Here is a 14,570-nt window from a genome sequence, read left to right as displayed (position 1 = left end):
TCACGCTCCCTTCAGCCGCGGATCGAGCAGCACGTAACTGACATCGACGATGAAATTGGCGATCAGCATGGTCGCGGTCATGATCAGAAGCTGTCCCTGGATGACGGGATAATCGCGGGCAAGGATCGCCTGATAAAGGATGTTGCCGAGACCCGGATAGTTATAGACGACCTCCGTCACCAGCGAGCCGCCGAGAATAGTGCCAATGGCGATCGCAAGACTGGAAACGGTCGGTAGCAGGGCGTTGCGGGCCGCGTACCAGAGCATCACATGCCGGTCGGAGAGGCCCTTGGCGCGGGCCATGACGATATAGTCCTCGCCGAGCAGGTTGATCATGTTGTTGCGCATGGTCACGGTAAAGCCGCCGACCAGTACGGTGCAGAGCGTGATCATCGGCAGGATGCCGTGATAGGCGACGCTGCCGATATACTGGAAACTGAAGGCCGGATCGAGCGAGGGATCGGCCGCATAGCCGTTCGGGAACCAGCCGAGCGTGAAACCGAAGAAAAACAGCACGATCAGAGAGGTGACGACGGCCGGTACCGATGTCGCGAAGATCGCGCCGATCGAGACAATGACGTCGAATTTGCTGCCGCGCCGCCAGGCGGCGACGATGCCGAGGAAGGTGCCGAGCGCGAAGCTGATGATCGTTGCCGTGCCCATCAGGCCCACGGTCCAAACCAGCGCGTGGCCGAGAACAGATGTGACCGGAAGCGGGAAATATTTGATCGAGCGGCCGAGATCGCCGGTGAAGATGCTGCCGAGATAGGTGAGGTACTGCTGCCAGAGCGGCCCATCGACGAAGCCGAAGGTGAGCTTCAGCGCCTGCAGGCTTTCCGGCGGCAGTTCGGCGCCCGCACTCGAAAACATGATGCGCACGGGATCGCCCGGCATCAGCCGGGGCAGGAAGAAATTGATCGTCGCTGCCGCGATGAAGGCCGCCAGGTAAAAGGCGAGGCGGCGAAGCAGAAAGGCCATGGGGACTCCGTCAAAACAGGAGCGGCGCCTGCCGCGCCGCTCCCGCCTTTGCTAATGGCTTACTTGACCGGCTCGAGCGCCAGCAGGTTCAGGAGACGTGCCGGGTTGGTGCGCGAGATGGACGGATTGACGAAGGGGTTTTCCTTCGTGGACCAGCCGGTGAAGCGCTTGGTGTTGTACTGATACCAGTTCGGATTGTTGAAGACCGGAATCATCGGCATGTTTTCGGCAACGATGCGCTGAGCCTTGTTCATCGCTTCCTTCTGCTTGTCGAGATCGGCCGTGTGGGTGAACTGGGTCACCAGATCTTCCACTTCCGGGCTGAACCAGCGCTGGGCGGTGAAGCGGGTCTTGCCCTTGTCCGAAGCGCTGAAGGCGCGCTTGTAGGGATAGTAGGGCGAGGCCGATGCCGGCAGGCTGTTGATCGCCGCATCGAACTTGCCGTCGATGAGGTCGGAGGTCCAGACGGCTTCTTCCGGCGTCTCGATCTTGGCATCGATGCCGACGGCCTGCATGCCCTCGATGGCGATGTTGACCGTGTCGATCCAGTCCGTCCAGGCATTCGGAACGATGATCGAGAAGGAGATCTTCGAGCCGTCCGGATTGTCGCGCAGGCCGTCGCCATCCTTGTCGACATAGCCGGCTTCGTCGAGCAATGCCTTGGCGGCATCGGCGTCATAGGCGCCGAACTTGCCGAAGTCGGCCTTGACGGACGGGTCCGCCCAGCTCTTGTAGAGCTCGCCCATCAGGCCCGGGTCTTCGTTCAACGTCGGATAGCCGTAGCCGGCGACATCGATCATCGTCTTGCGGTCGAGCGCCATGGAGACCGCGCGACGGAACTTCACGTCGTTGAAGGCCTTCTTGTTACCCTCGTTGGAGGTTTCGAGGTTGAACAGGAAGGCGACCATGCTGCTCGGCGAATACCAGTAGTGATAGTGGGCCGGATCCTTCGATACGTAGACATTGTCGATATCGGGAATGAAGGAGACGCCCCAGTCGAGCGTGCCGTCGGCGGTCGCGGTCAGGATCTGGTTGTTGTCCGCAAGCTGCGGGAAGCGCATGCAGTCGACTTTCAGGTGCTCGGCATCCCAGTAGTTCGGGTTGCGGCACTGGTCGTAGGTCTGGCCGGTGAAGCGCGGCACTTCCGTCAGCGGGCCGCTGCCGACAGGGTTTTCGTTGGCATAGGTGACCGGGTCGGCAACGTCCTTCCAGACATGCTCGGGCACGATCGGCAGCTGCGAGAGCTGCTCGGCTGCAAGCGAGCTCGGGTTGGCGAGCGTGAAGCGGATCGTCTGGGCATCGACCGCCTGAACGTCGGTGATGAAGGTCCAGATGCTGACGAAGTCGAGCGCCGGGAACTTCTTGAGATAATCGTAGGTGAACTTGACGTCGGCAGAGGTCAGCGGCTGGCCGTCCGACCACTTCAGGTTCGGGCGCAGCTTGAAATCGATGCTTTTGAGGTCGTCGGAAAGCTTGAAGCTCTCGGCCAGGCGATAGACCGGCTTGTTGCTGTCGAAGCGGTTGAAGATGACGAGCGGCTCGTAGATGAAGTCGAGCGTCGACTGGCGCGACGATGTCTGGTTGAACGGGTTGAAGTTGCGCACCCAGGTCGTGGCCGGCTCGATATTGGCCGTCAGGATGGTCTGTGCCATGGCCGAGCCTGACAGCATGGTCAGGGCAGCAGCGGCCAAAAGATATTTCTTCATGTCAAATTCCCCTTTTCTTATGCGGTGAAAAATAATGGCGCCGGTCAGGAGACCAGCGCGCTTGCAAACATGGCTTCGACCTCCGCGTGGGCAGCGCGATAGTCGATCCTGAGATTGCCGAGGCGAGCCTTGCCTGCGGCGATACGCTTCTGCGCAGCCTCGGTCAGCGGACGCGCGGCCTTGGCGGCGGCTTCGCTTTCCTTGAGGTCGCCGTGGCTGTGCAGGGCGATGTCGAAACCGGCATCGAGAACCTGGGTGACGCGTTCCGGCAGGGTGCCCCGCAGCGACTCCATGAAGATGCAGTCGGAAATCAGGACGCCGTCATAACCCATGTCGTTGCGGATCACGTCATGCATGATCGGCGAGATGGAGGCCGGAAGCTCGGCATCGTAAGCGGAGTAGACGACATGGGCGACCATCGCCCAGGGCGTATCCTTCAGCGCTACGAAAGGCTTGAAGTCGGTGGAAACGAGCGTCTCGCGCGAGGCGTCGACAACAGGGCGCTCCTTGTGGGAATCGAGCGTGGCGCGGCCGTGGCCCGGAATGTGCTTCATGACCGGCATGTTGCCGGTCTCAAGCAGGCCATCCACGACTTGGCGGCCGAGGGCCGCGATGAAATCCGGATCCGGACCGAAGGAGCGGGCGCCGATAACAGCGCTCGTCGTCTCAAACACGAGGTCGAGAACCGGCGAGCAGCCGCTCGAAAGGCCGAGCTCTGTCATCATCGCGCCCATGGCCTGCGAGGAAAGACGCAGGGCCGTCCTGCCGAGTTCGAAGTCATGGCGTGCGAGCTCGGCAAACTGGCCGAAGCTGCGGAAGAGCGGCCAGGGGCCGGCATCGAGATGCTGCACGCGTCCGCCTTCCTGGTCGGTGAAGACGGGCGCATCGTCGCGACCGACGGCCTCGCGGAAACGCTCGATCAGGATCTTTGCCTGTTCCGGATTGCGCAGGTTGCGGCGACCGACGAAGAGGCCGAGCGGATTGGTCTCGCGGAAGAGGGCGAATTCGTCGTCCGAAAGCGTCGGATTGGGAAGGCCGACGAAGAGAGCGAGCGGGGTCGAGGACACTATTTCAAACTCCGGTATCAGATGGTCATTTCGGCTGGCTTCGCAGCATGCCTTCGTAAATGCCCTTGTCGGGGGCGTGAATCTCGACCGCGCCGGCGGTCTTGACGTAGAAATCGACGGGGCCGGCATCGCCGATGAAGGCATAGGCGTGCCCCAGCGTCTTCATGGTCTGCAGGCAGGCGGAAAAGAGGGCGAGGCCGATGCCCTTGCCGCGCGCTGCGGGATCGACGCCGGTCGGGCCGAAGAAGCCGCGGGCGGTCGTGTCGTAACAGGCAAAGCCGAGAAGTTTGCCGTTCTCGACGGCGATGAGACAGGCGACAGGCTGGCGGGAAAAGGCGACCGCCACTTCGCTCGCCCAGTTTTCGCTGAAATGTTCGCGCACCCAGCCGATGACGACGTGAAGTTCCGGCGGCAGGGCCGGGCGGATGGTGATGCCGACGGAGTCGGCTTTGCCTCTCAGTTCGGCGAGCTTTGCGGAATATAAGCTCACAAGCAGGTCCGACACCCGAATTCCTCCAATTATTCCGTTATTGCGGAATGTATCCCCTTTTAATGAGATAGCTTTGGATATCTGAGCGGCCATGTCAACAGGCTTTTTTGCCTGATGCCCCTGCTCAACTGAGGGTAGGCAAAACAAAGCGGCCCGGATTGACCGGGCCGCTTGTCCACTATCGGATTTGTGATCGGGATTAGAGTGCGGCGTCTTTCCACAGGGCGTGGAAATGATGGACAGGCCCATGGCCGGAACCGACCGTCAACTCGCCCGCGGCGGCGACTGCTTGCGCAAGATAGGTTTTTGCAGTCGCGACAGCCGCTTGCGGCAAGACACCCTTTGCGAGTTCGGCAGCAAGCGCACTGGAAAGGGTACAGCCCGTTCCGTGCGTATTCTTCGTAGGAACACGTTTCGCCTCGAACCAATGCAGGCCGGAGGCAGTCGACAGAACATCGGGGCTTTCGTCGCTCTCGAGATGCCCGCCCTTGACCAGCACCGCGGCCGGGCCGAGCGCGCGCAGACGCTCAGCCTGCGAGGCCATCTGCTCGCGGCTTTTGGCAACTTCTTCGTGCAGCAGGGCTGCGGCTTCCGGCAGGTTGGGCGTGAGCAGCGTGGCAAGCGGCAGCAGGTGCCGCGTCAGCGCATCGACAGCCTGGGGGTCGAGAAGTGCCGCTCCGCCTTTGGCGATCATGACCGGATCGACGACGATGGGAATGCCGCGATGAGGCGCCAGCGCCTCGGCGACCGCTTCGGCAATGCCGGCATTGGCGATCATGCCGATCTTGACCGCATCGACGCGCACATCGGCGAAGACCGCCTTGATCTGCTGGGAAACGAACTGCGGCGGCACGAGATGCACACCGGTTACACCCCGCGTGTTCTGCGCCGTCAGTGCCGTCAGCGCCGCCATGCCATAGACGCCGCGGGCGGAGAAAGCCTTCAGATCGGCCTGGATGCCGGCGCCGCCGGAAGGATCGGAACCTGCGATGGACAGGACGTTGCGGATCATCGGCCGGCCTTTCTGATTTCTTTGGCGATACGGATCGTCGCGGCCTTCGGGTCCGGCGTACCGCAGATCGCCGAGACGACGGCAAGCCCATCGGCGCCTGCTGCAAAGACGGAAGCGACATGTTCGCTCTTCAGGCCGCCGATCGCAACCGTGGGAACCGGTGCCGCTTCCACCGACTTCGCCAACCCGTCGAAGCCGATCGGCTGCTTGTGGTCGGTCTTGGTGGGGGTGGCAAAGACCGGCCCGATACCGGCATAATCGACGATCCCTGGTTCAATGGCCGCTGCCAGAGCCTCCGTCTCCACCGACAGGCCGAGGATCATGTCCGGTCCGATCATTGCGCGCGCGGCGGCCGGTCCCATATCGTCCTGGCCGATATGCAATCCATCGGCGCCGATCGCAATCGCCGCCTCCACGTCGTCGTTGACGATCAGCAATGCGTCGGTGCCCTTCAGGACCTCTTTCAGGGCAAGACCGGTCTCGATCAGCCTTGCCGTCCCACCATGCTTGTCGCGAAGCTGCACCATCGTCGCGCCGCCGGCCACGGCAAGCCGCGCCGTCTCGACCATGCCGATGCCAGCGCAGAGATCGGGATCGAGAACCAGATAGAGGGAAAGATCGAAACGTTTCATGCGCCACCGATCCTAACTTGCGCATCGAGTTTTGCGCCATCGAGCGCACAAAGCGCATCGAGGAAGCGCCACGAGAACGAGCCGGGGCCGGTCGCTTCCTTCGCGGCCTCCTCGCCGGCGACCGCGAAAGTGGCAAGCGCTGCGACAGCGGCTGCGAAAGGATCTGCCGGAATGGTGGCAGCAAAGGCGCCGGTCAGGCAGGTCAGCGAGCAGCCAAGCGCGGTCACCTGCGGCATCAGCGGCGAACCGCCTTCGATGCGCAGCGCCTGCGCTCCGTCGGTCACGAAATCAACGACGCCGGTAACGGCGACGACCGTTCCATGCCGTTCGGCAAGCAGCCGCGCGGATGCCTCGGCCTGTTCGACCGGGTCACGGCTGTCGACGCCCTGGCCGCGGCTTTCGCCGCCGGCGAGAGCGATGATCTCGGAGGCGTTGCCGCGGATGATCGTCGGGCGAAGCGCCAGCAGATCGGCAACCGCCTTGCGGCGGAAGGACGTTGCGAAGTGAGCGACCGGATCAAGGACCCACGGCTTGCCGTCCGCATTCGCGGCCGTTGCCGCCGCCTGCATGCCGTCGATCCATTGGGTGGAAAGCGTGCCGATATTGATCGTCAAAGCTCCGGCGATCGCCGCAAATTCGCCCGCCTCTTCGGCGGCGTGAACCATGGCGGGCGACGCTCCGGCAGCAAGCACCACGTTGGCGGCGATGTTCATGGCGACATAATTGGTGATGCACTGCACGAGCGGCGGCTTTGCGCGCATCGCCGTCAACAGTGCCCCGGGTGTCTTGTTCTCCATCGTACCCCTTTCAGGCGGGGCAGGCGCGGGAACGATCATGCGATGAAGCAGATTGTGACCCGAGCGACTCCCTCCGCCGGCATTATCCGGTTCAGGTTCGAAGGGTGCTTCTCAGCCCGTTCCTGCAAACGGGCGCCCCTGTCTCTCAACGGCACTCTTTCTTGCAGAGAATGGAGCCAATGTCACTGGCAAAATGACGGTTTTGCGAATGCGGCTCCGCGCATGCTGACGCTGCACCGGTCTTAAGATGGATGTCTCTTTCCAGCCGTGCTGGGGCTTGCCGGCCTTTCGACGGTCTCTTCCAGGAGACCGCCGTATCGAGGCCGGCAAGCCCCGGCCGATCACCGCAGCGGAGCCGGAAGCAGCTCGGTCGTAAAGTCCTGATACGAAACCGGGCGCAGGAACCTGTAGATGGCGAGCGTCCCGACCGACGTCGACCTGCCGTCGGCCGTTGCCGGATAGGGGCCGCCGTGGACCATCGCGGGCGATACTTCCACACCGGTTCCGAAGCCATTCACGAGCAGGCGTCCGGCAAGCATTTCCAGCTTGGGAACGAGGCGCTTCGCGTCCGGCTCGTCTTCGCTCGCAATATGCAGGGCAACGGTCAGCTGACCTTCGAGACCGTCGAGGACGCGTTCGAGTTCAGCGAGATCGCGGCAGCGCACGATGAGACCGGCTGCACCGAAAATTTCGTCCTGAAGCTCATGATGCGCCAGGAATGCCGCAGCCGTCGTCTCGAAGAGAGCGGCCGTGCCTTCGAATTCGCTGCCGGGCTTGCCATTGGCGACAAGGCGGACTTCGGGATGTTTTTCCAGCCGGGCGACACCATCGCAGAATGCCTTGGCGATGGAGCCCGTCAGCATCGTCTGGGCGCTGACGTCAGGCAGAAGCTCGCGTGCCCTGGCAATGAAAGTATCCAGGCCCTCGCCATCGACGGCAAGAATGAGGCCGGGATTCGTGCAGAATTGTCCCGCACCCAGAACCAGCGAGCCCACGAAGGCGGTCGCGATCTCCGCCGCGCGGGTTTTCAGCGCATGGGGGAAGAAGATGACCGGGTTGATGCTGCTCATTTCCGCATAAACCGGGATCGGCTGCTTGCGTTCGGACGAGATCTTCATCAGCGCCGTGCCGCCCCGGCGTGAGCCGGTGAAGCCGACGGCTCTGATTCTGGCATCGGCCACCAGCTTCTGCCCGACCTCGAAACCGGTATCGAAAAGAAGCGCGAAAGTGCCGGCATGCAGGCCAGCCTTGGCGACGGCGCGCTGTACGGCGCGGCCGACCAGTTCCGATGTGCCCGGATGGGCGGAGTGCGCCTTGACGACGACAGGGCATCCTGCCGCCAGCGCAGACGCCGTGTCACCGCCGGCGACCGAGAAGGCGAGCGGAAAGTTCGATGCGCCGAAAACGGCGACCGGGCCAAGGGGAACGTTGCGCAGGCGCAGATCCGGCTTCGGAACCGGCTTGCGGGAGGGATCGGCGCCGTCGAAACGAAGTTCCTGGAAGCGGCCGTCACGGACCTCCTTCGCAAACAGCCGAAGCTGTCCGGTGGTGCGGGCACGTTCGCCTTCCAGGCGCCCGCGTGGGAGCCCGGTCTCCGCCATCGCCCGCACGATCAGTTCGTCACCGATCGCTTCGATCTCGCTGGCGATCGTTTCAAGGAAGGCCGCCCGCGTTTCGAGATCGGTTTCCCGGTAGGAGGCGAAGGCCTCCCATGCAGCCCTGGTCGCCTCCTCGACGTCTTCGGCAGAGGCGCCGCCAAAGGAAACGGGCAAGGGCGTCCCGGTGGCTGCCTCGATGCCGTAGAGTTCCCCGCGCGTGCCGCGCTTTTCCGATCCCGCGACGAGCAGGCTTCCATTGATAGTCATGACGGATTTCCTTTCAAACAGACTCGGCGACTATATAGGCGTTCGCTTTCTCAATTTCACAACATCTTTCCCCAAAGTCGCAGCGAAGAGGACCTCTCTGGCAGAAGCATCGTCGGGGAGACATTCCGCAGGGAATTCGGGGAAACGGCAGGCCGCCATTCGGCGGGCCTGCCGGGCTGCGGCTCTTTGTCCGTGGCTGATCAGAGCGTGGAAAACCGGGCCTTGACGAGGTCGTGGTCCGAGATCGCTGCGCCGTCGGCATCGACGGCGGGAACGGTCACGGCTTGGCTTGCCGTAAGCCCGCGGGTGAACAGCCAGTCAAGCCGGGCGAAAGGCGGCTGCGGAGTGCCGTCCGGACGCGTGCGCTGCGTGAGTGCGAAGTCGTTGGCTGCCTCCCAGCGGTAGCCGGCTTCGGCAAGCAGGCCGAACAGCGGTTCGTGGGCTTCCGGTTCGCGCGTGCCGGCCGGAAGGCTATTGGTGTTGAAGTCTCCGCCGATCACCACAGGCAGGTTTCCGGCCAGCTTTTCAACGGCCGCGATCAGCCTGCGCGTCTGCCCGGCGCGATCCTCGATATCGGTCTTGCTTTCCAGATGCACGCTGACGGCGAGGATCGGCCCGAGTGAAGTCTCGATCCTCGCGGCAATCGCCATGCGTCCGCCGATCCGGCCCTGACCGTCCTTCGCATCCGTCCACCAATTGCCGCCATCGTCGAGGCGGATGAGTGCGGCGTCCGTCACCGGCAGGCGCGACAGCAGCGCATTGCCGTGAAAACCGACTGCGTTCGTTTCGCCCTTGTGCCATTCGCGCTCGCGCGAATCCCCGAGGCCGAGCTCGATGAATTCCACGCCGAAGACATAGGACATGCCAAGATCGCGGGCGAGATCGGCAACGGTATGGCGGTTGCCGGCGCGTGCCATGCCGAGATCGGCCTCGGTCAGCAGCAGGATATCGGCACCGCTTTGGGAAACGAGTTCGACCGAAGGCGCGTGGTACTTCAGACGTTCGGCATTCCACGCAGCGACGACGATGCCGCTGGCCGCTTCAATGCCGCTATCGGCATGGACCACTTCGATCGTCGAGAGGGCCGGCTGCGTCGCAGCCAGCCGGTCATGTTCGGCTCGCGTCAATGCTGCGGCCCGTGCCTCGTCGAAGAAGGCGGCTGACGGGGCGGCAAGCGCTTCCACGGCAACCGCAACGAGGTTGCGGTCGCCGGTCGCGAGATCGGAAAAATTGCTCATGGCTGGCAGGCTCAGGCGTCGACGGTCTTGGCGTTCGCGCGAGCCGGGGCGACGAGGCCTGCGCCGGTGTCGGCCGAATAGAGATGGATCGAATCCTGATCGATCGCGATGCCGATCCGGTCGCCGGTCTTCAGCGAGACCGAACCGGTCATCGCGACAGCGAAGGGCAGGCCATCGAAATCGGCATGCACGACGCGGCTCGCGCCCAGTTCTTCGATGAAATCGGCGGTGGCGACGAGTGCGCCGGGTGCATCCGGGGAAACGAGGCGGGCGGCTTCGGCACGCACGCCGAGCACGACGCGCTGGCCGGCAAGCTGCTTGCCGCGTTCGGCCGGAAGCGCGACGCTGCGGCCTTCGTCATAGATGAAGGTGCCGTTTTCGTTGACGCGGCCCTCCAGCAGGTTCATGGCCGGGGTGCCGACGAAGCCGGCGACGAAGCGGCTTGCGGGATAGTGGTAGACCTCTTCCGGCGTGCCGACCTGTTCGACATTGCCGGCATTCATGACGATGATGCGGTCGGCCAGCGTCATGGCCTCGTTCTGGTCGTGGGTCACGAAGATCGAGGTGGCGCCGAGGCGGCGGTGCAGGCGGCGGATTTCCGCGCGCATGGCGATACGCAGCTTGGCGTCGAGATTGGACAGAGGTTCGTCGAAGAGGAAAACCTTCGGCTCGCGGATCATGGCGCGGCCCATGGCGACGCGCTGGCGCTGACCGCCGGACAGGGCTGCCGGTCGGCGTTCCAGGAAGGGCTCGAGGCTGAGCGCCTTGGCGACTTCGGCGATGCGGCGGTCGCGCTCGGCTTTCGGCACGCCCGAAACCTTGAGCGCGTAGCCGATGTTTTCGGCAACGCTCATGTGCGGATAAAGCGCATAGTTCTGGAAGACCATCGCGCAGCCGCGTTCGCGCGGCTCAAGCTGGTTGACCACGCGGCCGTCGATGGCGATTTCGCCGCCGGTGATTTCTTCCAGGCCGGCGATCATGCGCAGAAGCGTGGACTTGCCGCAGCCGGACGGGCCGAGGATGACGATGAATTCGCCCGACTGGATTTCGAGATCGACGCCGTGAACGACGGCGTTCTTGCCATAGCTTTTCTTCACGCCACGGATGGAGATCGGTGCCAAGGGTCTGTTCCTTTCACTTCTCGGTGGAGATTAGGCCGCGCACGAACCAACGCTGCATCAGGATGACGAGGATCAGCGGCGGCGACATGATGATCAATGTTCCGGCCATAGCGACGTTCCAGTCGGGCAGGCCGAATTCGGAGGGAATGAGCGTCTTCAGCTGGGTAACAGCGATACCGAAGCTCGGATCGGTGGTAATCAGAAGCGGCCAGAGATACTGGTTCCAGGCCCAGACGAACATGATGGTGAAAAGCGCGATCATGTTCGGGCGCGACAGCGGCAGAAGCACGTCCCAGAAGAAGCGGACCGGGCCGGACCCGTCCATCTTCGATGCCTCGGCCAGCTCGTCCGGAACCGTCAGATAGAACTGGCGGTAGAGGAAGGTGCCGGTTGCCGTTGCCACCATCGGCAGGACCAGACCCGGATAGGAGTTCAGCAGGCCCCATTCCAACTTGACCTGGATGCCGGTGATCTGCGCGATCAGCCAGGTGATGCCGGTCACATCAAGGATGGACTGGAAGGGCTGAAGCGCATTGGCGGCGATCGAGTAGGTCGGCACGATACGCACTTCGAGCGGCAGCATCAGCGTGATGAAGATGATCCAGAAGATCAGGTAGCGGCCGCGGAAACGGAAATAGACGATCGAGAAGGCGGCCATGGCCGAGAGGATGACCTTGCCGGCGCCGACCGTGGCGGCGAAGATGATGCTGTGGAACAGCTTGTTGCCGAGATCGGCGCGAACCCAGGCGGTCTGCACGTTCTCCCAGAAATGGCTGCTCGGAATGAGCGGCAGCGGCACCCGGTTGACCGTCTCGAGATCGAGCGTCGATGCCACGATGACGATCAGGAAGGGCAGAAGCGCGATCACCAGGCCGACAGCCAGCAGGGTGTAGCAGACGAAATTGAAGATTGGCGTGCGTTCGATCATGTCCGCGACCTCACTTGTAGTGCACGCGCCGCTCGATGAAGCGGAACTGGAAGATGGTAAGCAGGATGACGAGGCCCATCAGGATCATGGACTGGGCTGCGGCGCCCGAATAATCGAGGCCTTTGAAGCCGTCGAAATAGATCTTGTAGACCATGAGTTCGGTGGCGCGCGCCGGGCCGCCCTGGGTCATGACATCGACGATACCGAAGGAATCCTGGAAGCTCTCGGTAATGTTGATGACGAGCAGGAAGAACAATGTCGGGGTCAGCAGCGGCAGCTGGATATCCCGCATGCGGCGCATCGGCCCCGAGCCGTCCATGGCGGCCGCCTCGATCAGCGAGCGGGGGATGCCCTGCAGCGCCGACAGGAAGAAGATGAAGTTGTAGCCGATATATTTCCAGGAGAAGGCGATGATGACGGCGATCATCGCATCCTTGCCGTCGAAAGCGGGGTTCCAGAGACCGGGCCAGACATGGTTGATGACCGACAGAAGGCCGGCTTCCGGCGCCAGGATGAAGCGGAAGGCAAGGCCGAGCGCGGGAGCGGCGATCGCATAGGGCCAGATGAAGACCGAGCGATAGATCTTGTGGCCGCGCAGTTCACGATCGGTCAGAAGCGCCAGAATGAGCGCCAGGCCCATGGCAATGGCGGTCGAGGCGAAGCCGAAGATCATGCTGCGGGTGATGGAATCCCAGTAGATCGGGTCGCTCAGCAGTTGCTTGAAATTGTCGAAACCGACCCAGGCATTGCCGCCGCCCCATGGCTGCTCGAGCGTGAACGCCCAATACAGCGCCTGCGCGCTCGGCCAGTAGAAGAAGACGAAGATCAGCAACAGCATCGGAAATGCGAAGAGAAGGCCGATCGTCGTCGAGGAGAAAGTGACGCGCTTTTCCATGAGTGGTCGTTTTCGTCCTGGTTTGGTTCTGGCGCGGACGGCGATCGCACCGCCGCAGCCGGTAGGGAATGTACAAAGACGCACCCGGCGCGCCAGAAGCGGGCCGGGTGCGGCTCATATCAGTCGGTTAGGGCAGCTGAACGCCCTTGTAGGTCTGCTGGAAGCGACGCAGCAACTGGTTGCCGCGGTCGGCAGCGGAGTCGAGCGAAGTCTGCACGTCGGCATTGTTGACGAAGATTGCCTGCAGGCCGTTGGCGATTTCGGTACGGACCTGGAGCAGGCCGCCGAGGCGGATGCCCTTGGCAGACGTGTCGCCGGCCGGGGAGGCGGTCAGGCTCTGAATGGCGAGTTCGCGACCGGCATAGGGAGCCTTGTCGTAGAAGCCCTGCTTCTTCAGATATTCGAAGCCCGAGTTACGAACCGGGATGTAGCCGGTGACGGTCGACCAGGTGAGAGCTTCTTCCGGCTTTGCGATGAAGTTGAAGAAGGCAGCGGCAGCCTTGTATTCGGCGTCCGAGTGACCCTTCAGAACCCAGAGCGAAGCGCCGCCAACATAGGAGCTGTGACGGGTTGCATCGCCGTAGGTCGGGAGCATGGCAACGCCCCAGTTCATGCCCTGCTTGGCGGTGCGGCCGATATTGCCGTGGTCGCCGACCGAGGTCAGGATGACCTGGCAATCGCCGGCGGCGAAGGCTTCGACGAAGGTCTGGCCGACAGCCTTGTTCTTGATGACGGCTTCCTTGGCGTCGTACCAGCCCTTCAGGTCCTTGACGAAGTTGACGAGCATCGGGTTCTTGTTGAACACCAGCTCGGCGTCGAGGCCTTCAAAGCCGTTCTTCTTGGTAGCGATCGGCTCGCCGTTGACGGCTTCGAACTGCTCGATGAACTGCCAGACTTCGTTGTTGGAGATGTCGAAGCCGAGCGGGCAGGCGTAACCTGCGTCCTTCAGAGCCTTGAAATCTTCGCCAGCTTCCTTCCAGGTGGCCGGAGCATGGTCCTTGCCGATCTTGGCGAAGGCGTCCTTGTTCCAGTAGAGAAGGGCGGTCGAGGAGTTGAAGGGGAACGAGTACATGTCGCCCTTCGACGTTGCGTAATAGCCGGCGATACCGGAGAAGTAGTCGTTCCAGTCAACGTTGTAGCCCATGTCGGTCATGAGCTTGTTGGCCGGGTAGTAGGCGCCAGACAGCATGATGTCGAGCGTGCCGGCGTCGGAAACCTGTGCGATGGTCGGCTGCTTGCCGGCGCGGAAAGCGGCGATCGTGTTCTGCAGCGAGGCGTCGTAAGAACCCTGGCTGGTGCAGACGACTTCGTAGTCGTTCTGCGACTTGTTGAAACGGTCGCACTGTTCCTGAACGCGCGTGGCGATATCGCCCGAGTTACCGAACCAGAAGTCGATCTTGGTCTTTTCGGCAGCAGCGGCGGGACCAGCAGCGACGAAAGCTGAAGCGAGAAGGGCGCCTACGGCGCCGAGAAGCTTGGCTTGCATGAGAACCCTCGAAAAATAGGACGCGCCCCCTCTTGAGCGCACGCCCTATTAACTGGTTCAATTTGCGGCCACCAATGAAGTTTCTATGACATGAAAAGAGTAGAAAGTTTCTGTCATAAAATATTCATGTCCAAATTTCGCGAAATTTTCGTTGAACATCGATGCTTGACGTTCTGGTATCTTGGTCGTTGTGGTGGCCTATATTCCAATTATATATGAAATATAGCTAGGATTTGAGATGACTATGTGCCTATTCAATTCTATTAATTGCCGTTATTATTGATTGATTTCAAAATTCACTCGGAAGTTCCATCGGAAAGAACCTGCTATCAAGAGAATTCGACATCGGAAATAG

The 14,570-nt window shown here is 62.2% G+C and carries 13 protein-coding genes and 1 riboswitch; all 13 genes read right to left on the bottom strand.

From position 1 onward, the window contains the following. Window positions 1-978 (bottom strand): ABC transporter permease, encoded by a 978-nt coding sequence (locus ACU8HS_RS24065; RefSeq protein WP_183886556.1) that lies wholly within the window; start codon window positions 976-978, stop codon window positions 1-3. 59 nt (window positions 979-1,037) lie between these two features. Next, complete coding sequence (locus ACU8HS_RS24060) at window positions 1,038-2,684, bottom strand: ABC transporter substrate-binding protein (RefSeq protein ID WP_447016360.1); 1,647 nt, start codon at window positions 2,682-2,684, stop codon at window positions 1,038-1,040. Between the two features lie 44 nt (window positions 2,685-2,728). Beyond that, window positions 2,729-3,751 (bottom strand): glycoside hydrolase family 3 N-terminal domain-containing protein, encoded by a 1,023-nt coding sequence (locus tag ACU8HS_RS24055; protein ID WP_447016359.1) that lies wholly within the window; start codon window positions 3,749-3,751, stop codon window positions 2,729-2,731. Between the two features lie 25 nt (window positions 3,752-3,776). After that, complete coding sequence (locus ACU8HS_RS24050; protein WP_113499773.1) at window positions 3,777-4,256, bottom strand: GNAT family N-acetyltransferase; 480 nt, start codon at window positions 4,254-4,256, stop codon at window positions 3,777-3,779. 184 nt (window positions 4,257-4,440) lie between these two features. Beyond that, on the bottom strand, window positions 4,441-5,253 hold the full coding sequence (gene thiD, locus ACU8HS_RS24045; RefSeq protein ID WP_112571116.1) for a bifunctional hydroxymethylpyrimidine kinase/phosphomethylpyrimidine kinase: 813 nt from the start codon (window positions 5,251-5,253) through the stop codon (window positions 4,441-4,443). Then, the gene (gene thiE, locus ACU8HS_RS24040) at window positions 5,250-5,885 is read right to left on the bottom strand and encodes a thiamine phosphate synthase (RefSeq protein ID WP_112703069.1); all 636 of its coding nucleotides are present in this window, start codon (window positions 5,883-5,885) and stop codon (window positions 5,250-5,252) included. Before thiE ends, thiD begins: the two co-directional genes overlap by 4 nt. Beyond that, window positions 5,882-6,682, bottom strand: coding sequence for a hydroxyethylthiazole kinase (gene thiM / locus ACU8HS_RS24035; RefSeq protein WP_447016358.1), 801 nt, complete (start codon window positions 6,680-6,682; stop codon window positions 5,882-5,884). The genes thiE and thiM overlap by 4 nt, the downstream gene beginning before the upstream one ends. A gap of 51 nt (window positions 6,683-6,733) precedes the next feature. Further along, window positions 6,734-6,832, bottom strand: a riboswitch (TPP riboswitch). A 191-nt stretch (window positions 6,833-7,023) separates the two neighbouring features. Next, window positions 7,024-8,547: an aldehyde dehydrogenase (NADP(+)) gene (locus ACU8HS_RS24030; protein ID WP_113412814.1), complete on the bottom strand. Its 1,524-nt coding sequence runs from the start codon at window positions 8,545-8,547 to the stop codon at window positions 7,024-7,026. 200 nt (window positions 8,548-8,747) lie between these two features. Continuing rightward, window positions 8,748-9,785, bottom strand: a complete 1,038-nt coding sequence (locus tag ACU8HS_RS24025; protein ID WP_112571108.1) for an endonuclease/exonuclease/phosphatase family protein — start codon at window positions 9,783-9,785, stop codon at window positions 8,748-8,750. Between the two features lie 11 nt (window positions 9,786-9,796). Continuing rightward, window positions 9,797-10,906, bottom strand: a complete 1,110-nt coding sequence (locus tag ACU8HS_RS24020; protein ID WP_112571106.1) for a sn-glycerol-3-phosphate import ATP-binding protein UgpC — start codon at window positions 10,904-10,906, stop codon at window positions 9,797-9,799. Between the two features lie 13 nt (window positions 10,907-10,919). Then, window positions 10,920-11,834, bottom strand: coding sequence for an ABC transporter permease subunit (locus ACU8HS_RS24015; RefSeq protein WP_112571104.1), 915 nt, complete (start codon window positions 11,832-11,834; stop codon window positions 10,920-10,922). 10 nt (window positions 11,835-11,844) lie between these two features. Beyond that, window positions 11,845-12,729, bottom strand: coding sequence for a carbohydrate ABC transporter permease (locus ACU8HS_RS24010; RefSeq protein ID WP_112571102.1), 885 nt, complete (start codon window positions 12,727-12,729; stop codon window positions 11,845-11,847). 127 nt (window positions 12,730-12,856) lie between these two features. Further along, entirely contained in the window at window positions 12,857-14,215 is a 1,359-nt protein-coding gene (locus ACU8HS_RS24005; protein ID WP_447016357.1) for an extracellular solute-binding protein, read from the bottom strand. Between the last annotated feature and the right edge of the window lie 355 nt (window positions 14,216-14,570).

The sequence above is a fragment of the Rhizobium sp. KDH_Rht_773_N genome (assembly GCF_052946295.1).
Note: the sequence above shows the minus strand (reverse complement) of the source record. Positions and strands in the feature narration are given on the sequence as shown.